The organism is Rhizobium sp. YAF28 (assembly GCF_052113285.1).
Lineage (GTDB): Bacteria > Pseudomonadota > Alphaproteobacteria > Rhizobiales > Rhizobiaceae > Rhizobium.
The window spans coordinates 486949-506047 of sequence record NZ_JBFRCX010000001.1 but is presented as its reverse complement, the minus strand read 5'-3'; the positions used below and the strand labels follow the sequence as shown (position 1 = coordinate 506047).

23 protein-coding genes are annotated in these 19099 nt (G+C 62.0%); 11 read left to right on the top strand and 12 right to left on the bottom strand.

Annotation, left to right across the window (positions count from 1 at the left end; genetic code table 11):
* Window positions 1-55 precede the first annotated feature (55 nt).
* The gene (locus tag AB4Z13_RS02680) at window positions 56-1591 is read left to right on the top strand and encodes a sensor histidine kinase (protein WP_310388016.1); all 1536 of its coding nucleotides are present in this window, start codon (window positions 56-58) and stop codon (window positions 1589-1591) included.
* A gap of 14 nt (window positions 1592-1605) precedes the next feature.
* Here the strand turns inward: AB4Z13_RS02680 and AB4Z13_RS02675 are convergent, their stop codons facing one another.
* Both AB4Z13_RS02675 and cobT read right to left on the bottom strand, forming a co-directional pair.
* A complete protein-coding gene (locus AB4Z13_RS02675; RefSeq protein WP_442205743.1) occupies window positions 1606-1986 on the bottom strand; it encodes a diacylglycerol kinase in 381 nt (126 codons plus the stop codon).
* Window positions 1987-2110: 124 nt separating this feature from the next.
* The gene (gene cobT / locus AB4Z13_RS02670) at window positions 2111-3127 is read right to left on the bottom strand and encodes a nicotinate-nucleotide--dimethylbenzimidazole phosphoribosyltransferase (protein ID WP_442205742.1); all 1017 of its coding nucleotides are present in this window, start codon (window positions 3125-3127) and stop codon (window positions 2111-2113) included.
* Between the two features lie 174 nt (window positions 3128-3301).
* Here cobT and AB4Z13_RS02665 point away from each other — a divergent pair, with 174 nt between their 5' ends.
* The 3 genes from AB4Z13_RS02665 to AB4Z13_RS02655 are packed head-to-tail and all read left to right on the top strand — an operon-like array spanning window position 3302 to window position 4995.
* Window positions 3302-4081 (top strand): adenosylcobinamide-GDP ribazoletransferase, encoded by a 780-nt coding sequence (locus AB4Z13_RS02665; protein ID WP_442205741.1) that lies wholly within the window; start codon window positions 3302-3304, stop codon window positions 4079-4081.
* Between the two features lie 18 nt (window positions 4082-4099).
* The gene (locus AB4Z13_RS02660; protein ID WP_439015209.1) at window positions 4100-4297 is read left to right on the top strand and encodes a DUF1289 domain-containing protein; all 198 of its coding nucleotides are present in this window, start codon (window positions 4100-4102) and stop codon (window positions 4295-4297) included.
* Window positions 4297-4995 carry a TIGR02281 family clan AA aspartic protease gene (locus tag AB4Z13_RS02655; RefSeq protein ID WP_405049769.1) on the top strand — a complete coding sequence of 233 codons (699 nt, stop codon included), beginning with the start codon at window positions 4297-4299 and terminating at the stop codon, window positions 4993-4995. The genes AB4Z13_RS02660 and AB4Z13_RS02655 overlap by 1 nt, the downstream gene beginning before the upstream one ends.
* A gap of 276 nt (window positions 4996-5271) precedes the next feature.
* On the opposite strand, the gene AB4Z13_RS02650 is transcribed toward AB4Z13_RS02655, so the two are convergent.
* Both AB4Z13_RS02650 and AB4Z13_RS02645 read right to left on the bottom strand, forming a co-directional pair.
* Window positions 5272-5631 carry a hypothetical protein gene (locus tag AB4Z13_RS02650; protein ID WP_442205740.1) on the bottom strand — a complete coding sequence of 120 codons (360 nt, stop codon included), beginning with the start codon at window positions 5629-5631 and terminating at the stop codon, window positions 5272-5274.
* A 141-nt stretch (window positions 5632-5772) separates the two neighbouring features.
* Window positions 5773-6762: an aldo/keto reductase gene (locus AB4Z13_RS02645; RefSeq protein ID WP_442205739.1), complete on the bottom strand. Its 990-nt coding sequence runs from the start codon at window positions 6760-6762 to the stop codon at window positions 5773-5775.
* Between the two features lie 299 nt (window positions 6763-7061).
* Here AB4Z13_RS02645 and AB4Z13_RS02640 point away from each other — a divergent pair, with 299 nt between their 5' ends.
* Window positions 7062-7907 (top strand): DUF1932 domain-containing protein, encoded by an 846-nt coding sequence (locus tag AB4Z13_RS02640; protein ID WP_442205738.1) that lies wholly within the window; start codon window positions 7062-7064, stop codon window positions 7905-7907.
* A 5-nt stretch (window positions 7908-7912) separates the two neighbouring features.
* Here the strand turns inward: AB4Z13_RS02640 and AB4Z13_RS02635 are convergent, their stop codons facing one another.
* Window positions 7913-8884, bottom strand: coding sequence for an alpha/beta fold hydrolase (locus tag AB4Z13_RS02635; protein WP_442205737.1), 972 nt, complete (start codon window positions 8882-8884; stop codon window positions 7913-7915).
* 147 nt (window positions 8885-9031) lie between these two features.
* On the opposite strand from AB4Z13_RS02635, the gene AB4Z13_RS02630 reads away from it, so the two are divergent.
* Together AB4Z13_RS02630 and AB4Z13_RS02625 are read left to right on the top strand one after the other, a co-directional pair.
* The gene (locus AB4Z13_RS02630) at window positions 9032-9469 is read left to right on the top strand and encodes an Rrf2 family transcriptional regulator (protein ID WP_037102938.1); all 438 of its coding nucleotides are present in this window, start codon (window positions 9032-9034) and stop codon (window positions 9467-9469) included.
* Window positions 9470-9627: 158 nt separating this feature from the next.
* Window positions 9628-10065, top strand: a complete 438-nt coding sequence (locus tag AB4Z13_RS02625) for a hypothetical protein (protein ID WP_439015214.1) — start codon at window positions 9628-9630, stop codon at window positions 10063-10065.
* 3 nt (window positions 10066-10068) lie between these two features.
* On the opposite strand, the gene AB4Z13_RS02620 is transcribed toward AB4Z13_RS02625, so the two are convergent.
* Window positions 10069-10464 (bottom strand): Rap1a/Tai family immunity protein, encoded by a 396-nt coding sequence (locus AB4Z13_RS02620; RefSeq protein WP_113307680.1) that lies wholly within the window; start codon window positions 10462-10464, stop codon window positions 10069-10071.
* 148 nt (window positions 10465-10612) lie between these two features.
* Window positions 10613-11233 (bottom strand): TetR family transcriptional regulator C-terminal domain-containing protein, encoded by a 621-nt coding sequence (locus tag AB4Z13_RS02615; protein ID WP_442205736.1) that lies wholly within the window; start codon window positions 11231-11233, stop codon window positions 10613-10615.
* Between the two features lie 123 nt (window positions 11234-11356).
* Here AB4Z13_RS02615 and AB4Z13_RS02610 point away from each other — a divergent pair, with 123 nt between their 5' ends.
* Window positions 11357-12214 (top strand): MBL fold metallo-hydrolase, encoded by an 858-nt coding sequence (locus AB4Z13_RS02610; protein ID WP_442205735.1) that lies wholly within the window; start codon window positions 11357-11359, stop codon window positions 12212-12214.
* Window positions 12215-12262: 48 nt separating this feature from the next.
* Here the strand turns inward: AB4Z13_RS02610 and AB4Z13_RS02605 are convergent, their stop codons facing one another.
* Window positions 12263-12715, bottom strand: coding sequence for a pyridoxamine 5'-phosphate oxidase family protein (locus tag AB4Z13_RS02605; RefSeq protein WP_439015217.1), 453 nt, complete (start codon window positions 12713-12715; stop codon window positions 12263-12265).
* A gap of 148 nt (window positions 12716-12863) precedes the next feature.
* Between AB4Z13_RS02605 and AB4Z13_RS02600 the strand changes: the two genes are divergently transcribed.
* Together AB4Z13_RS02600 and AB4Z13_RS02595 are read left to right on the top strand one after the other, a co-directional pair.
* Window positions 12864-13286, top strand: a complete 423-nt coding sequence (locus tag AB4Z13_RS02600; RefSeq protein ID WP_442205734.1) for a helix-turn-helix domain-containing protein — start codon at window positions 12864-12866, stop codon at window positions 13284-13286.
* A gap of 16 nt (window positions 13287-13302) precedes the next feature.
* Complete coding sequence (locus AB4Z13_RS02595; RefSeq protein WP_113321529.1) at window positions 13303-13683, top strand: DUF4180 domain-containing protein; 381 nt, start codon at window positions 13303-13305, stop codon at window positions 13681-13683.
* A gap of 41 nt (window positions 13684-13724) precedes the next feature.
* Here AB4Z13_RS02595 and AB4Z13_RS02590 read toward each other — a convergent pair whose 3' ends face one another.
* A complete protein-coding gene (locus AB4Z13_RS02590) occupies window positions 13725-14717 on the bottom strand; it encodes a squalene cyclase (RefSeq protein ID WP_439015219.1) in 993 nt (330 codons plus the stop codon).
* 176 nt (window positions 14718-14893) lie between these two features.
* On the opposite strand from AB4Z13_RS02590, the gene AB4Z13_RS02585 reads away from it, so the two are divergent.
* Window positions 14894-15817, top strand: coding sequence for a LysR family transcriptional regulator (locus tag AB4Z13_RS02585; protein WP_442205733.1), 924 nt, complete (start codon window positions 14894-14896; stop codon window positions 15815-15817).
* Here AB4Z13_RS02585 and AB4Z13_RS02580 read toward each other — a convergent pair.
* From AB4Z13_RS02580 to AB4Z13_RS02570, 3 genes are all read right to left on the bottom strand, one after another.
* Entirely contained in the window at window positions 15780-16517 is a 738-nt protein-coding gene (locus AB4Z13_RS02580) for an SDR family oxidoreductase (RefSeq protein WP_442205732.1), read from the bottom strand. The genes AB4Z13_RS02585 and AB4Z13_RS02580 overlap by 38 nt on opposite strands.
* 111 nt (window positions 16518-16628) lie before the next feature.
* Complete coding sequence (chrA, locus tag AB4Z13_RS02575) at window positions 16629-18026, bottom strand: chromate efflux transporter (RefSeq protein ID WP_442205731.1); 1398 nt, start codon at window positions 18024-18026, stop codon at window positions 16629-16631.
* A gap of 1 nt (window position 18027) precedes the next feature.
* Window positions 18028-18843 carry a chromate resistance protein ChrB domain-containing protein gene (locus AB4Z13_RS02570; RefSeq protein ID WP_442205730.1) on the bottom strand — a complete coding sequence of 272 codons (816 nt, stop codon included), beginning with the start codon at window positions 18841-18843 and terminating at the stop codon, window positions 18028-18030.
* Window positions 18844-19099: the final 256 nt, after the last annotated feature.

The window sequence follows — 19099 nt, the reverse complement described above, 5'->3', positions numbered from 1 at the left end:
TTAAGACTTTCCGGTTAAGCTCTTATTCATCTGCGGGACAAATTTCAACGTGCACATGAGTACCGGCGTCAGCACATCAACCGACAAGATCATTGTCGATAAATCGCGCGGCCACCGCAATAAGGCGGTTTCAAAGGCCGTGCGGCAGACGCGTGAACGCCTGCAGTCCGGCCATGCCTCCAGCTCCGCCTTCGATCGTGACGTACTGCAGATGTATATCACTGCCGTGCTGCAGGGCGCGGCGATCATGCCGCTTTTCGTCATCATCGTTGCAGCACTCGGCACCTATTTCACCGAGGACGCGAGCCTGTTCTTCTGGGCGTTGCTGACGCTGACATGCCATGCCGCCAATATTCTTCTCGCCCGCCGCGCCAGGAAGCAGGAAATTACCGCAGAGACCGTACGCCGCTGGCGCAACCTGTTGCTGGCAGGCCAGTTCCTGAGCGGCTGCTGCTGGGCGGTCTTTGCCCTGCAGGGCTGTTCGGCCTGCGAACCTTCGAGCTTCACGCTCTATAAGGGTGCTACCCTGCTGATCGCGCTGTCGGTCACGACCATGTCGAATTTCATGCTGACGCGCGCCGTGCTCGTCGGCTTTGCGCCGGCTGTCGTCGCGCTTGCCGCAAAAAGCGGCCTGTCGCGCGATATTCTGGAACTCTCTCTGACCGGCGTCTTCACTATGACGGTGGTCTTCTTCAATTACATCAGCGACCGGCTTTTCCAGTTCAGCCTGAGGATCCTGTCCTTCCAGTCGGAAAAGGATGATCTGATCGCCGAGCTGGAAGTGGCCAAATCCATGTCGGACGAGGCTCGCCGCCGTGCCGAGGAAGCAAACCTCGCCAAGTCGCGCTTCCTCGCCTCCATGTCGCATGAGCTGCGCACGCCGCTGAATGCCATCCTCGGCTTCTCCGAGGTCATGTCGGCGGAGGTCATGGGTCCGCTCGCAAATCCGACCTATAAGGAATATGCCGGCGATATCCATCGCTCCGGCCAGCATCTGCTCGATCTAATCAACGAAATCCTCGATCTCTCGCGCATCGAAGCCGGCAAGTATGAGTTGAGCGAAGAGGCGATTTCTCTGCTCGATATAACAGAGGACTGCATCGGCATGGTGCAACTTCGCGCCCGCGCTAAGAACATCTCCATCCACGATCAGGTCGAGCGCCAGCTTCCGGCGATCTGGGCGGACGAAAAATCCATGCGCCAGGTCGTGCTTAATCTTCTTTCCAATGCTGTGAAATTCACGCCTCAGGGTGGAGAAATCAACGTCAAGGTTGGCTGGACGGCCGGCGGCGGCCAGTACATCTCCATCAGGGATAATGGCCCCGGCATTCCCGAAGACGAAATCCCGGTCGTGCTCTCCGCTTTCGGCCAGGGCTCTATCGCCATCAAGAGCGCCGAACAAGGCACCGGCCTCGGCCTGCCGATCGTCCAGGCGATCCTCGCCAAGCATGACGGCCAATTCATCCTGAAATCCAGGCTGCGCGAAGGCACCGAAGTCATAGCCATCCTGCCTGCCAAGCGCGTGCTGCAGAGCATCCCGGCGGTAGAAGAAGCCCAGCCGGTCATCAAGAAGCGCCGCAGCTTCGCCTAGTCATCCCCCATAAATTAAAAGAAAAGATGCCTGACGACGACGAAGCCGAGATAAAGGCAACAGGCGGCGATCATGCAGGTGACGGCGAAGGAGCCGAGATCCTTCGCATGTTTTCCGACGATCGAAATCTCCGGTGAAATCCGGTCGATCACTTCCTCGACAGCCGTATTCATCGCCTCCATGGAAAACAGCCCGAGGAAAAGCAGCGTCGTGACGACGAATTCCGTGGCATCGGCACCGACGAGAAAAAGCGCAATCAGCGCCACGGCGAAGAAGCCGAGCTCCTGCCGGAAAGCCGCTTCCCTGAAGACCCGCAGGAAGCCAGCCCAGGAATAGCTGGCCGCTGCCACGAAATGGCGAAATCCCGTTTCCTTGGTCACGGCAGGTTTCGTCAAAGGCGCCTCGTTTCCTCCACGCCGGTCTTTTTGCCGACGTTTCCATTCATGAGCGGATACGCAGATACCGTTTCCCCGATCCCAGCGCAAGCAATGCGCTGGTCGGGTTGCGGCTCCGACCGCATCAATGCCTGCCGGAAACGCCGGCCTGACTGAAGGTCGCCATGCCGGAATGGCAGGCTGCAGCCGCCTTGACGATGCCGGCAGCGAGCGCTGCACCCGTGCCCTCGCCAAGCCGCATGCCGAGCGCCAGAAGCGGCGTCTTGCCGAGTTGTTCGATGGCCCGCAGATGGCCCGGCTCGGCGGAAACGTGGCCGATCAGGCAGTGATCGAGCGCGGAAGGGTTGGCCGCCCGCAGGATCGCGCCGGCAGCGGTTGCCGTATAACCGTCGATCAGCACCGGAATACGCTCCATGCGTGCCGCAAGGATCGCGCCCGCCATCGCCGCAATCTCGCGACCGCCGAGCCGGCGCATGATTTCCAGGGGATCGTCGAGGTGATCGCTGTGCAGTTCCACGGCGCGCTCGACGGCATCGATCTTGCGCTCCAGCATCTCGCCTTCCGAACCGGTGCCGGGGCCGACCCAGTCACGCGCCGTGCCGCCATAAAGCGCATAATTGATGGCAGCCGCGATCGTCGTGTTGCCGATACCCATTTCGCCGATGCAGAGCAGATCCGTGCCACCGGCAATCGCCTCCATGCCAAAGGCCATTGTGGCGGCGCAATCGCGCTCGGTCAGCGCTGCTTCCTGGGTGATGTCGCCGGTCGGATAATCGAGCGCCAGGTCGAAGACCTTGAGCCCCAGATCATAGGCGACGCAGATCTGGTTGATCGCCGCCCCACCGGCGGCGAAATTCTCCACCATCTGCTGGGTCACTTCAGGCGGGAAAGGCGTGATCCCCTGCCGCACGACACCATGATTGCCAGCGAAGATCGCCACCAGCGGCCGGTTGACGGCGGGCGGCTTGCCCGTCCATGCGGCGAGCCAGAAAGCGATCTCTTCCAGTCGTCCAAGCGCGCCTGGCGGCTTCGTCAGCTGCGCGTCGCGTTCGCGGGCGGCGACCAGCGCGCGGGCATCCGGTCCCGGCAGGTCACGAAGAAGGGCGCGAAAATCGTCGAACGGCAGGCCTGAAACGCTCATCTGAATGGCTTTCCTTGTATTCTTGTCTTTTCCCGGCAAATCGGGTTCTTTGCGTGGCGACTCTCTTAAAGCGAGCGGCCCAGGCGAACAATGTGAAAAAGCACACGGCGCCAAAAGCCGCAGGGAGACAAAGACGCTGCGGAGAGGCGGGGGCAGCAGAGAATGATCCCAGGAATGATAAAGGACATCGTGGTCGATGCCGCGCGCGCGGTGGCTTTCTTGAGCCGCATTCCCGTGCCGCCATGGCTCTTTACCGGCTATGACGGCAAGCTTGGCCGGCTGGTCCGTGTCTTCCCCTTGGCCGGGCTCGTCATCGGCGCCCTGCCCGCTCTCGTCTTCCTGCTGATGCTGGCATTTCGCGCCGACCGGCTGATGGCCGCACTGGTAGCGCTCGCTGCGCAGACGATCCTGACCGGCGCGCTGCACGAGGACGGGCTTGCCGATACGGCTGACGGTATCGGCGGCGGCAAATCCCGCGAGCAGAGCCTGCTCATCATGAAGGACAGCCGCATCGGCAGTTACGGCGCGATCGCCCTCATCCTCTCTTTCGCCCTGCGGGCCTCGGCACTTGCCGCCATTGCGCGTGAAGCATCGCCTTTTGCCGCAGCACTTGCCATTCCCGCCGTCGCAGCACTCAGCCGCGGGGCCATTGCCTGGCACTGGCAGCGTCTTCCCGCTGCAAAGCCGGATGGGCTCGCAGCCTCGGCCGGCAGCCCCGCCGAGGTGACGATGCAGATCGCCCTCGTCACCGCGGGCTTTATCACCGCCATCCTCGTCTGGCCGACACTCGGTCTGTTGCCCTTCGTCTCGGCCCTTCTCGCCGCCGGTCTCGCGACGCTTGCCTTCACCTGGTTCATCCGCCGCAGGCTTGGCGGCCACACCGGCGACACGCTCGGCGCCAACCAGCAGATTTGCGAGGTCGCAGGCTTCTGCGCTCTTGCCATGGCCCTCTGAAATCCCGATATATCGCCCATGCGAACACCCTGCATCCGCGTATGCTCCCTGGATCCTCTCACCGGTCTCTGCGCCGGATGCGGCCGCACAACGGATGAGATCGCCGGCTGGATGCGCTTTTCCGATGAAGAACGCGAAACCATCATGGAAGACCTGCCCGCGCGGCTCACGGCACTCGCTCCCGAATCGACCAAACTGCTGGAGGCCATCGGCTGATGCGCCTCATCCTCCTGCTTGCCGTCATTGTCATCGGCCTTGCCGTCCTGCTCCTCAACAATGACCAGAGCCGCATCATGGGCCTCGAAAGCGACGATTTCGGCCGTTTCGTCTACCTGTTGCCAATCGCTCTCATGCTGGCAGCCGGCATCTGGGGCAGCCGCCAGAATATCGGCCAGACCCTGCGCCAGTTGATGATCTGGCTCGTCATCATCCTGGCGCTCGCCACCGCCTACCTCTACCGCCAGGACGCAATGGCCGTCGGCAACCGCCTGCTCGCCGGCCTCGTGCCCGGCCGCGCCGTGGTGGTTACGACGAGCGAAGGCGGGCAGGAAGTCATCGTCCACAAGATGCTGAATGGCCATTTCGAGGCCGAGGTCTCGGTCAACGGCCAGTCGGTACCGATGCTGGTCGATACCGGCGCCAGCATGGTGGCGCTCTCGCATGCCGACGCGCTGCGCATCGGCATAGACCCGAAGCAGCTCACCTATTCCATGACAGTGATGACCGCCAACGGTCGCGCCCGCGCCGCCCCTGTTACCCTCGATCAGGTCGCGATCGGCCCGATCGTGCGCAGCAATGTCGCCGCGTCCGTTGCCGAAGACGGCAGGCTCGACCAGAGCCTGCTCGGCATGAGTTTCCTTGAGACACTCGGCTCCCTGCAGATGCAGACGGATGAGCTCAGGATGCGGGATTAGGGCGTTCTGCGGCCCCGGTTTTCGTCTGCGTCAGCCAGGTTCTTTGCAGGCTGCCTCGCGGGCCGCTTGATCCCAAATGTACGCGCCGGAAGTCTCGTCCGAGCATCGATCGATCCAGTCATTTGCCTGGAACCCGCTATAGACGACTACACCGAGCGCAACAAACAGCAGGATCGTGAATACGCTTGCTGCCCATCGCAAGATCTTTCTCATCGAGCCACCGCGATCCCAAAACAGGATGTCTCTTCCAAAATCTCCTCCTCAAAAAATGGCGCGTCAATACTGCCAGATGTGCATGTAGAGCACAGGCCGCCCGTCACGCACGACGGCAATCCCTTCGTGTCCGTAAAGTGGCGCTCGCTTTTCGCTACGGCACCGCCATAGCTGATCGCCGGGCCGCATCACCTTTAGCAGCGGGGCAAGCATGGTCGCGGGATCGTTGACAGCGTCAATGAGGGGCTGTGGTAGACCGCCGAGACGCCCTCCCAACATTTGGATCATCCAGTCACGAAAGCCGTCCTGAGTCGTTTCTTCAACGAGTTCCAGTCCAGAGGGTTTGTTGACTAATTTCGACATCACCGCACCGAGAGCGAATAGAAAATGCTCTGCTTCGATAAGCAGCTTGTGGCTGTGCAATCCGCAAGGGCACATCGGGCGATCGAAGTATCCACATTGCGAAACAAGTGTCGCGTGACATGAGCGTGCCAGCCGTCACTCGCTTCTCAAGAGGTCTCATCCGCCGGCGCCGATGTCAATCAGGCGGATGAGCTCACGGGATTAGCGATCGATCGTCGCCATGATCCAGTCCGCGTAGCGGTTTCCGGAGATCGTTCCGGTCACCAGCGCCGCATCGAGCCTCTGCATCTCGTCAGCATCCAGCCGGATCGAAGCAGCCGCGATATTCTCCTCCAGATAGGCCCGGCGCTTGGTGCCGGGAATCGGCACGATATCGTCGCCCTTGTGCAGCAGCCAGGCGAGCGCGATCTGACCGGGCTTCACGCCCCTGGCCGCAGCCATATCGAACACGATCTGCGCCGCCTGCTTGTTGGCATCGTAATTGGTGCCTTGATAGCGCGGGTCGATCCGCCGCGTATCACCATCAGGATGATCTTCCGCACGCTTGACGTCGCCAGCAAGGAAGCCGCGCCCGAGAGGGCAGAAGGGAACGAGGCCGATGCCGAGTTCGCGCAGCACGGGGATGATGTCAGGCTCCAGATTGCGCTCCCACAACGAATATTCGCTCTGCACCGCCGTAACAGGATGCTCGGCATGCGCGCGGCGCAGATTGGCGATGCCAATCTCGGAGAGGCCGAAGAACCGCACCTTGCCCACCTTCACGAGATCACCCACCGTGCCGGCCACGTCCTCGATCGGCACGCTCCTGTCGAGCCGGTGTTGGTAGAGCAAGTCGATATGATCGGTCTGCAGCCGCATGAGACAGCCTTCCACCACCCGGATGATATTCTCCGGCCTGCTGTCTGCCCCGACGATCCTGTCGCCATCGAAGCGCGAGCCGAATTTGGTGGCGATGACGACCTTGTCGCGCCGGTCCCTGAAGGCCTTGCCGAGCAGCGCCTCGTTCTTGAACGGGCCATAATTCTCCGCCGTGTCGAAGAAATCGCAGCCGAGTTCGATGGCGCGATGCAGCGTTGCGGTCGATTCCGACTCATCGGCGGGTCCGTAGGACTGGCTCATGCCCATGCAGCCCAGGCCGATTGCCCCGACTTTCAGCCCCTGGCTGCCAAGTTTGCGTCTGCTCAATGTCATGAAACTTCTCTCTCGATGCGATGTCCGTGCGAAACCGCCAATCGACGGAATGCCAAGCTAAGGCGACCGAGCCGGATTATGAATGCTTGAACGTGCGAATTACTTGCGCGATAGTACGGAAATGAGCGCTACCCCTTCTCCGACATCCTGAGATTCACAGTGCCGAAACGCTTGAACTCAGGGTGAACTCGAAATCTGATTGGCCTCGAAGCTGCGGACTGAAGGCCGCACCTGCCTTGCGGCATGGACTATCCCGCCCTAGTCTCTCCGCATCCCCGCCAAAGAGGTCACATCCGTCAATGTCCATTACCATTGCATTGTTCGGCGCCGGCGCCATGGGCAGCGCCGTTGGCCGTCGCCTCGCCGAATCCGGCGCCAAGGTCATCACTTTTCTCGATGGCCGCAGTGAAGCGACGATCGAACGCGCCCGCGCAACGGGCCTCATCGCCGCTCCGATTTCGGCATTCGCCGAGGCCGATATCATCCTCTCCATCGTTCCGCCGGACGAAGCGCAGAAGGTCGCGGATCTCATTGCTCCGGTGCTTCGCGACAGCGGCAAAAAACCACCCTTCGTCGATCTCAATGCCATCAGCCCGAAGACCATGGAAAAGCTGGCCGCAGGCCTTGCTTCCACAGGCGTCAAGGTCCTCGACGGCTCGATCATCGGCGGCCCGCCGGTTCCCGGCAAGGCCGGCCCGGTCGTCTGCCTCAGTGGTGATCTCGCAGGCGAACCCGATCTCCTCTCCCGCTTCGGCCTGAAGATCCGCCGCGTGAAAGGCCCTGTTGGAGCAGCCTCCGCCTTGAAGATGTGTTATGCCGGCATCAACAAGGGCATCACCGGCCTCTCCGCCGCCATGCTGCTTGCCGCCGCGCGCTCCGGTGCCAGCGAGGCATTGAAGGTGGAACTGGCCGAAAGCCAGGCCGAGCATCTGAAGCGGCTGCGCCATTCCATCCCGGACATGTTTCCGAAGGCCTATCGCTGGGTGGCGGAAATGGAAGAAATCTCCGAGTTCCTCGGAGCCGACGATCCCGCTGCCCTCATCTTCAAGGGCATGGCCGGCGTCTTCCAGACCATTGCCGATGACCGGGATGGCAGCCACGAACTGATCGCCACGCTCGAGGCGATGCTGGATGGCGGGCATTAAATCGGTCACAAAGCCTGCACGAAATCGATAATCGCGCGGCTGACGATCTCCGGCCGCTCCTGCGGCAGCCAATGGCCAGCACCGGGCACGAACTGCGTCGCCCTGAGACCGGGCGCGAGCGCTGGCATCGCATCGATAATCTCCCGCATACCGGGGATGGCAAGGCCCGTGTCGCGTTCGCCGGCCATGAACAGCGCGGGAACCACGACTTTCAGCCCCGACAAAGCTTTCTGCAATTCCCAGTTCCGGTCGAGGTTCCTGTAATAATTCAACCCGCCGCGAAAGCCTGACGCCTTGAATGCATCGGCAAAGACATCGAGGTTGGCTTGCGGCAGCCATTCAGGCAGCGTTTCCCCTTTGGGCAGATCAGCAAGCAGACCGGATGCGCGCGAGACCATGCCGAACGGATTGGGCGTTCCGTCGCCTGGCAGTCTTGGACCCGCCTCGCCGCAGGCGGCGCCATAGATCTTGCGCAGCGTGACATCCACATTCCGCTCGAACTCGGCTTCCGCCAATCCCGGCTTCTGGAAATAGAGCACATAGAGCAGGTGATCCCCTGTCGCCGGAAAAATCTTCGTCGGCGTCACGGGCGGCTGGCCCATGAGAGGCACGCTCATCGCGACAATGCCCCGGAACCTGTCCGGCCGCATCAGTGCGGCCTGCCAGGCAACCGTCGCACCCCAGTCGTTGCCGACGATAACAGCCTTTTCCTCACCAAGCGCATCGATGAGCGCAACCATGTCGGCCACGAGATCGAAGACTGTATAGGCGCCGGTCTCATCAGGGCTTTCCGTTCGGCCATAACCGCGCATATCGGGCGCCACGGCACGGAAGCCCGCCCCGGCAAGTGCAGTAATCTGATGGCGCCAGGCATGCGAGGTCTCCGGAAACCCATGGCAGAGCAGCACCAGCGGCCCCTCGCCGGCTTCGGCAATGTTCATTCTCAAGGTTGCGGTTTCAATCATGCGCTGCTGCATCGCTGCCTCCTCGATAATAAGCCCGTCGCCTTCGGAAAAATCGCTTCCGGGCGACATCGAATCTTTAATTCCGTATCTTTTTACGTTACAGAAAACAGGAGTCAATATACCGTAACACTATTTGTTACGCTGTGGAGGGAAGCGCAGATGCGGCAAGACGGAAGACTGGCGCGGATGATCCATGTCCTCGTCCATATGGGGCTGCTTGGCGGCCGGGAAACAAGCGAGCGCATCGCCCAGATGCTCAACACCAATCCCGTCGTCGTTCGTCGTACCATGGCGTCGCTGCGCCAGCACGGCATCGTCGAATCCGAGGGCGGCCGCGGCGGCGGCTGGTCGCTGACGAGACCGCTTTCCGAGATCACCATTCTGGATGTGCAGCGCGCCCTGCAGGGCGAAACCATTCTGGATGCGCCGCTCTCCAACGATCACCCTTCCTGCCCGGTCGAACGCGCCGCCAATGCCAAGCTGCAGCTTGCCTATCAAAGCGCCGAGCAGGCGCTGCAGAGGGAATTCCAGAAGGTGACGCTGGCCGAGGTCGGCGAGATCGCCATGGCCACCGCCCAGGCAGAAAAGAGAGCATGACAGCCATCCGGCTGCTTGCTGACGGCGCGTGAATCTGCCAACTTTCAGCAAAACAACAAGACCACAAAGAACAAGAAGAAACTCCTAGTCTGGTGGCACCACATCCCGATCGCCTTCCCTGAAGGCCTCAGCGTGTCCGGTGCGACAGGAGTTTTATCATGACTGCATTCTGGCCCTTGTTCGTCGGCGGCGTGGCCCCCGCCATTCTCTGGGGCATTACCGCTATTTTCCAGAAGCAGAGCGCCGTATCGGGCGCAGGCTCCTCCGCCTATCTCATCGCCTTCGGCCTGACGCTTGCAGTTGCGGGCGGGATCTCCGCCCTGATCTGGCGGCCCGCGCCCTGGACGGCAGAAGGCATCGGCTTTGCCGCCATCGCCGGCCTCTGTTTCGCCCTCGGCACCGGCCTCATCAGCTTCGCGCTCTTTGCCTACGGCGTGCCGGTCTCCAAACTCGCGCCGATCTGGAGCTGCAACGTGCTGGTGACGCTGGCCGTCGGCGCGGTGTTTCTGGGAGAGGCTGCCGAGGTCGATCTCATGAAACTTTCTGCCGGCACCCTGCTTATCATCGGCGGCGCCATCCTTGTCAGCAATGCCTGACGCCTATTGCGCCCGGCAATTGTAGCGGCGGGAGATGACGGTCATCAGCAGCTCGTCGCCCTCGCCCCCGCGGACGTCGGGATTGTCCTGCAGGAAGCGGCAGAGCATGTCGCCTATGACGATGGCCGTCGTGCCCGGCGGCAGGCAGATATTCATGCCGATCCCATTGCCCAAACGAGCGAAGTTGACCATTGCCTCCGGACGGTGGATTGCATCGGCGAGCGCGCGGCGCGCAAGAAAATCGTCCCTGTTCCATTTGTCGAGCCAGCCGGAAACATAGCCGGTGACGAACTGCCGCGAACCGCCACAATCCGAAAAGAGAAGATCGCCGCTGGCATATTCCATCGGCGCCTTGGCCGAAACAGTCGCCAACAGGGTTGCAATGAGAATGCCCGGCATCTGATCCCTCGCCCGCATATCGATGCCGGAAACTTCAGCCCGAACATGTCGGAATTAAGCTGGAACTATTGCCGATCTGTGATGTGGGAAAAGATGGTAAATGCCCGAACCGGAAGGGAAATTTCTCCTTAACCGAGGTAAATGGGCTTCAAGGCGCCTTGCCGTGGAGCAGCACGTCAAAGACCATCTGCTTGAATGTCTCGAGCGGCGCCCCGCTGCGTTCGGCGCGCATGCGCAGAAGCGCCCCCTCCCAGCTGTTCAGAATGAAATCGGCAAGTGTCCCGGCCGGCAGCTCGCTGGTCAGTGTGCCGTCTCTCTGCGCTTCGGCCAGGCAGGCCGCAATCACCTCGCTCCAGCGGCTGAAATGCTCTGCCACGTGCTGGCGGATCAACTCGCTATGGTCGACCGTCTCGGCGCTGAAATTGCCGAGCACACAGCCCTGCGTATGACCTCTCAAGGTGAAGGATGCGACGCGATCGTCGAAATAGGCCTTGAGGCGGCGAAGGGGCGGTTTGTCGGCATCGGCAAGAAAGCCCACGAGCCGGGCAAGCGCCTGCTCGGAATAGCGATCGGAAACCGACGCGCCGAAGGCCTCCTTGCTGTCGAAATAATTGTAAAAGGAGCCCTTCGGAACCTTGATGTCATCGACGATCTTCTGGATGCCGGTCGCGGCAAACCCGTTGGCATGGATCTCCTTCAGACCCGCCTCGATGAGTTTGTCCCGCATTTGCATATTCGGCTTGGGGCCGCGGCGGGCCGGCTTTTCCATGCTCGTTTTCCTCTTGAACAATTAGAGACGACCGGTCATATATTTATTGCTCGACCACAAAAATCAAGGGTCTTTCCGCCCGCTCAGCCGCCTTAACTCCAACTTTTTCAAGGAACTGCCACCATGACCTCAAGCCCCACTCCCAGCTTGCGCTATGATGTCCTGACAATCCGCCGCCCCGGCCTCAGCCGCGATGTGCCGGCTGGAGATCCATCCCTTCAGTGGGTCGCCAATTCCGCCACGCTGATCTCGGGCGAACGCGATGCCGTGCTCGTCGATACCTTCCTGACCGAACCGCAGACAAAGACCCTCGCCGACTGGGTGGAAGCGAGTGGCAAGCGGCTGAAAGCGATCTACATCACCCATGGTCACGGCGACCATTTCTTCGGCATCGGTGCCTTGCTGAAACGCTTCCCGGACGCGAAGGCCTACGCCATATCGGATGTGGTGGAGGCGATGCGCCGCCAGAGCGCACCCGACATGCTCGACGGCTTCTGGCGCAAACTCTTCCCCGGCGAGATCGCCGAGAATATGGCTGTCGCCGATGTTCTCGAAGCACCGGACCTGGATCTCGAAGGCCACAAGCTGATCCCGATCGACGCCGGCCATACCGACATGTCGCACTCGACCGCGCTCCACGTTCCCTCGATTGGGCTGATCGTCGGCGGCGACGTCGTCTATAACGGTATCCACTGCTACCTCGGCGAAACCACGCGCGAGAGCCGGCTGCACTGGATCGAAACGCTGGATCGGCTGAAAGAGCTGAAGCCGAAGGCCGTCGTCGCCGGCCACAAGATCCCCGAAAATGACGACGATCCTCATATCATCGACGAGACCCAGCAATATCTGCGCGATTTCAACAGGCTTGAGCTGGAAACGACGACGGCGCGAGAACTGTTCGACGCCATGCTGGCGCTCCATCCCAACCGTGCCAATCCCGGCTCGCTCTGGGGCGCTGCCAAAGTCGCCAAGGGCGCCTGACCTTCACGCCGTCAACACCAGGCTGCCGCTTCTGCGCGGCAGGCCGCATCAGAGCGTGACGAGATCGGTGTGCCCGAACCCCTTGGAATAATCGAGCACCGAAATCACCTTCGGCACGACGCGGAAGATGCGGATCTGATCCCGCGTCGGCATGGCGATCTCCAGACCCTCCTGAACCGGATATTTCGCCGGCATCAATTGGAGCACCCTGTCGGCCTCGTCAGGGTTTTCCACCTTCTCGGCATGCGCGGCCATCGAAAGGCCGGTGATCTGCATCAGCTGGCCGGCATCCGGGTTGATCGTCAGCGACAACCTGTTGTCCTGCGCCAGATTGGCGGCCTTCTGGCTGTCCCGGCCGCAGAGGAAATAGAGGGTCAGCCCGTCATTCACGTAGCCGACCGTTGTCGCCTGCGGCCAGCCGTCTGGCCGGAGCGTTGCAACGCTCATGATCCGTTGCCCATCCAATATCGCCTGGATCGTTTTCCTGATCGCCTCGTCCATGGCTCGCTCCGTTCGGTTTGATCGCTGAAGCATGTGCGGCTGTAGGGTATTCCGCATTGATCCGCATCAAGGCGATAATCGATCTGGATTATTCCGAAATATTCCTTATTATCTGAAATGAAAATCACGATAGAGAATAATATGGATCATGTCGGAAGAGTTCTACACTGCTGAACAGGCGGCCGAGCGCCTGAAACTGCACCCGAAGACCGTGCTGCGGCTCATCCGCGAGGAGCGTTTGCGCGCCACCCGCATCGGCAAATCCTACCGCATCCTGCGCTCCGACCTCGAAGCCTTCGCCGGTGTCAGCAACGGCGCCCCGGCCCCGCAGGCCGAGGTCTATGTCACCAGTGTCGTCGAGGTGCCCGATCTCTCCGCCGAAATGTCAAACCGCCTGACGGTGCTGATGCAGGCCATGCTGATCTCGCGGCATCGCCGTCCGCACGCCATGCAGTTCAACGCCGCCTATGATGCGGAACGGCAGCTCCAGAAATTCATCCTGATCGGCACGCCGTCGGATACGGCGGAACTGTTGAACAGCCTGGACGCTTATCTGAAGGCGCTCCGCTGACCAGAAAGGACATTCCGTGAGCAATGATATCAGGCTCTCGCACGGCTTTCGCGTGCTCCTCCGCAATCCCGATGGCAAGCCGTTATCAGCTGAAAGCGGCATCAACGATCTGATCGGCCACGCACTTGGCGAAGCCGTCGATTGGGTGGTGCTGCCGGTCGCCCGCCTGCCCGAGGGTTTCCTGACGCTCCGCTCAGGCATTGCAGGTGCTGCGATCCAGAAATTCGTCAACTACAAGGTTCGTATTGCCATCATCGGCAGGATCGATGCGGAGCTTGCCGGTAGCAACGCCCTGCAAAGCTTCGTCCTTGAAGCCAATCGCGGCACGACCTGCTGGTTTCTCGATACGATGGAAGAGTTCGAGGCCAGGCTTTCGGCCTTCAGCACACCGGCCTAAACCACGGATTGCCCAAGACAATGCCGGATGTCGCAACGGCTTCACGCTACGGCATGTTCAGCCTGCCGGCAATCCCACCATTTCAACACCCTGAGCGCCCTGAGCGTCACCCAGCGTGAGGGCTCTCCCTCTCCGTCATCCATCACGAACCAGGCCCTGCCGGACACACGCCAGTCGAGCGGCCAGCGTCCATCCTCCAATCGCCGCAGGCGGAGGTATTCAATTGCCTCCTTCAGCCGCATATCGGGCGCAGCCCCTGTCAGCAGGCTTGAGGCGCGAAAGTAATCGAGCGCCCGCAGCACATCGAAGCGCCAGCGGTTCGGGTGCAGGAACTGCATGAACTTCTCGTCGACCGGTTCGCCGGTGCTGAGCCGCCGCATCAGGTGCCGCGCCAACAGATAATCCTCTCCCGACCGTCTTGCCTCGCGCGATTGCTCCGTGCCGCCGGTTGCCCGCTCATGTTCCAGTAACCCTTCCAGCACATTGATCGTTGTGTGGAAGGACGAGCGCATCGAGCCATTCGCCCGCTCGCAGTTCCAGCCGCCATCCGACTGCCGCTCGCCGAGCAATCTTTCTACGATGGGCGAAACATCGACACCGAAATAGGCGCCGTCGCCAACCGTGCGGCCATTGATGCATTCCTCCACCTCGCCCTCCCAGAAGGGCTGCCCGCCTTCGTCCCAGCGGCAATTGGCGCCGATGAGCGCGACAGTTCTCCTTGCGCTCTCGGAGCGCGGATCGAGCCCGAATTCACGAAGCTGCGTCAGCGAAAAATTCGTCGCCGTCCAGGGCTGGCCGGTCGCCTGCCATTCCTCGCGCGTGAAATCGCTGGGCAGGAACGAGCCGCCCGCCCATTGCCCATCGGCATCCTGAAAGGACAATAGTCTGGCACCCCACCCTTCCCGCTCCACCTTCTGCCGTTCGGCGGACCAGACGGGTTCGGGCGCATCCAGCAGATCGCGCAGCACCTGCCAGCGGATGGCCGGGTCGGAGGCGAGCAACCAGTCAATCACGGATGTCTCTGAGGGCGGCATCGGCAAGGCTCCCTTTTGCTTGCAAATACCGCCGCAGCTTGGCCAAACCGACGGCTGCCGTCAACATTGCTGGACCCGGCGCGGAGGTGACGGCCAGGCGGAGAGACTCCCTCTTCGCACCACCGCCTGATATAGGCAGGGAGTGCCCATCCTTGCTGGGGAGCACGGAGCCCGAGATGAACCCACGACAATTGAAAACCTTCCTTGCGGTCGCAAGGCACGGCAATTTCACCCGTGCCGCCGGCGACGCGAACCTCGCCCAGTCGAGCCTCAGCGACCAGATACAGGTGCTCGAAGAGGAATTGGGCGTACAGCTTTTCGAGCGCTCCCGACAGGGGGTGACGCTGACACCGGCCGGTGACACGCTGAAAGCCTATGCCGAGGAGATCCTGGCGCTGAACGACGAGGCGAAAGCGGCGATCCGTGCCGCCGCCGGTCTTGGCGGACAGACACTTGTGATCGGCACGCTAGAAACCATCGCGGCGGAGAAGCTCGCGCCCTTCCTGACGCACTTTCGCGCGGTCCATGCCGATGTCGGCCTGACGCTGAAGATCGCTGGCAGCGGTGAATTACAACGACGGCTGGAAGACGGCTCGATCGACATCGCCTTCACCTTCGATCGCGGAGAGCAGGACGAGCGGTTCGTGACGCGCCTCCTCTCGCGCGAACCGCTGATGCTGATTGCAAGCCGCAATGCCGGGGCGATGCCGCCCGGGAACCTTGCGGACCTGAGCCAGCTACCCTTCATCGCCACGGAAACCGGTTGTGTCTATCGCCGCCTGTTCGATACGGCATTTGCCGAAGCAGGCATTGCCGCGCCCGATATCGTCACCCAGGCCGACAGCATCCAGACGATCATCCGCCTCGTTGCCTCCGGCGCTGGTTACGGTCTTGTCCCGCGTCTGGCCGCCAATCCGGCCGTCGAGCGCGGCGATGTCGCGGAACTGCCCTGGCCGGGCGACACGCCCACCGCCTCGCTCATCATGCTGTGGCGGCGCCGGCGGGTGCAGCCGCCGGCGCTTTCCCTATTACTCGCATCGGCGAGCGAGGATTTCCGGTCGGTCAGGCCAGCCGATGCCCGCCTTCGACGTGCAGGATAGTGCCTGTCGTAAAGCCGTTGCCGATCAGGAAGCGGATCGCATCGGCGATATCCTTTGGACGGCCGACACGGCCCACCGGCAAGCGCTTCGCCATCGCGTCCAACGTCGCCTGCTTGGCGTCACCGGCAACGAAACTCCAGATCGGCGTATCCACCCATCCCGGCGATACCGCGTTGATGCGCAGAGGCGCAAGCTCCACGGCAAGCGCCCGCACCAGCCCTTCCAGCGCCGCATTGACGGCTGCAACAACCGAACCCCGCGCCGCCGGCCGGTAGGCCGCCACGCCTGACGTATAGGTGATCGAGCCAGACGGCGGGAGGCACGGCGCGCCGTATTTGGCGAGCAGCAGCGGCCCGTAGAACTTGCTCTCGATAACCCGCTGAGCCGCCGAAAGCTGCAGATCCGGCAGAAGCTGGTAAGCCCCCTCGATATCCGCAGCCGTGCTGACGATATGATCGATCGGCCCGCAATCGCGGAAGAAGGTCGCAATCTCCTCCTCCCGCGTGAGATCGAGGACAGCGGTCTTAAGATCAGCAGGATCGCCGAGCTCCCGCCGCGCCGCCTTAAGCCTCTCGGCACTGCGCCCGGCAATCGTCACCCGCGCCCCCTCGGCCAGCAGCCGCTGCGCCAGCGCCAGCCCCATGCCGGAACTGCCGCCCACGACGATAATCTCTGCGCCTTCTATTTTGATGTCCGTCATCTGCATCTCCTTCTTGGCTGGGAGAGCAGATGCCGTGCGCCGGGCCGGAAGAAAAACGGAAGAAACCGATGGTGCCATCGGTTCTTCCGATGATGCGGCTGCCGGTGAACCTCAGGCCGGCCAGACCATCCCGGCCACTGCGCAGCCTAGCAGGACCGGAATGACCGCCAGCTTGAACCTGAAAATCGCGATCGCTGCCGCAAGGCTCAGTAGCAGCGATGGCAGCGACAGCGACGCCCAGACGGGCAGCTCGATCGAGAAAGGTCCAAGGCTGTGAACTTCGGCGCTCCGGAACAGGAAGTGCAGGCCGAACCAGATCGCGAGATTGAGGATGACGCCGACGACGGCCGCCGTGATGGCCGACATCGCGCCTGCCAACGCAGCATTGCCGCGCAGCTTCTCGATGAAGGGAGCGCCGAGGAAGATCCAGAGAAAGCAGGGAACGAAGGTTACCCATGTCGTCAGGACGGCGGCGATCGTGGCTGCGGTCATCGGATTCAGGCTGCCGGGATCACGATAGGCTCCCATGAAGCCGACGAACTGGAGAACCATGATCAGCGGCCCGGGCGTCGTTTCCGCCATGCCCAGACCATCGAGCATCTCGGTGGGCTTCAGCCATCCGAAATGCTGGACGGCTTCCTGCGCGACATAGGCAAGCACGGCGTAGGCGCCGCCGAAAGTCACCATCGCCATCTTGCTGAAGAAGACGCCGATCTGCGTAAAGATATCGTCGGGTCCGAGGAAGAGATAGAGCAGCAGCAGCGGCAGCAGCCAGAGCATCAGCAGCACCGACGAGATCCTCAGCGACCAGCGGAGGTTCGGTCGCGCGTGATCAGGTATCTCCTCTCCGAGCAGCGCGTCGGCGTCGGACAGAACCGCGCCGCCCGCCGACCTGTGCCCGCCGCCGCTCTGGAACAGGCGGGAGCCCGACTTCGATCCCAGGAAGCCGATGATGGCGGCTGAGAGGATGATAACCGGAAAAGGCACATGGAGGACGAAGATCGCCAGGAAGGCGGCGGCCGCTATCCCGATCATCGCCCTGTTCTTCAGCGCGCGGCCGCCGACCCTGACGACCGCCTGAATGACGACGGCAAGCACGGCCGCCTTCAGGCCGAAGAACAGCCCCTCGACGGCATCGACGCTGCCGAGGGTCACGTAGAGGTAGCTCAGGGCCAGTATGGACAGGAAGCCCGGAAGCACGAACAGGATGCCCGCAACCAGACCGCCGGCAGTCCGGTGCATCAGCCAGCCGATATAGATGGCAAGCTGCTGCGCCTCCGGTCCCGGAAGCAGCATGCAATAGTTCAGCGCATGCAGGAAGCGCTGTTCGCCGATCCACTTCTTCTCATCGACGACGATGCGATGCATGACGGCGATCTGCCCGGCCGGTCCGCCGAAGCTGAGGGCTGCAACGCGCAGCCAGACACGAAAGGCCTCGCCGAAGGTAACGCCATGCGGGCTTGGCGACGCGCCTGTATCGGGCGTCGCATGGGTGACGGCACTGGTCACGTTAGCCTCCCTTTTTCGCGGAAGGCCAGTTGTGCGTTTCGTCCGTGGCATCGCGGCACCAGCGGTAGAAGGCATCATAGAGCAGCATGCCGGCATCCAGCTGCTTGAGATCGTCAACAAACATGCGCGACAGGCCGAGCGATGCGGCCAGCAGGCCGGCCACTTCAGGGGCAAGGTCCGGCCGGGCGGTATCGGCGCCGCGGACGATCGTTGCAAGCCTCAACATCGGCTCTGAAGCAAGGCCGAATTCCTCGATCATTACATCGAAGGTGCAGAGCTCGCCGCGGTGGCTCCAGAAGACCTCCTCGATATCGAACGGCATGGCGCCGAAGCGTTCGGCAACCAGGGCGACGTCTGATGTCGGCACGAAAAGAAAGACCGCCGAGGGATCGACGAAACGCCGGATGAGCCAAGGACAGGCGATGCGGTCGATCTTCGGACGCGCGCGCGTGACCCAGACGGTCCGTCCCTGCCGGTCGCGCGGCGGCAGCTTGTCGACGGGCACGGCCACGCCGCCGGAGCCTATCCAGGCTTCGAAGCCACCTTCCAGCACCTCCGCAGCACCCCCGGCATGCCTGATATGGGCGGCCACCCCATGGCTGAGCTTGCCGCCCGCCTGGCAGACGACGATGACCGGGCCGATGAAGCCAGCAGCCCATTCCGTGACATCGGTGTGAGATTTCCGGATCGAGCCCGGCACAAGCCGCGGATCGCGGGCAAGATCCTCCTCGGTGCGCACATCGACGATGACAGGCGCATTGGGTGTGCCGACGATACGGGCGAGCTTATCTGAAGATATTTCGAGAAATGAAGGCATGACGCGTCCCTCCGTTGTTCGGTTTCGATGGACGCGATTCTTCGGCATGTCGCCTCGTGGGGTGATCGCAACCCCATATGGTTTTTATGCGCGCCGCCGTTTTTCGTGTCAAGCAGCAGGAGGATTATCTCTTTTATGCGGCAGCCGGCCGACGTTGAAACGTCTGTTCGGCAGGTTGCCTCCCCGGCGCCGAGGCGGAAGAAACCATACCGTCATCGGATTCTTGGATAATCCCGTGCTTGGTAAACGGACCATT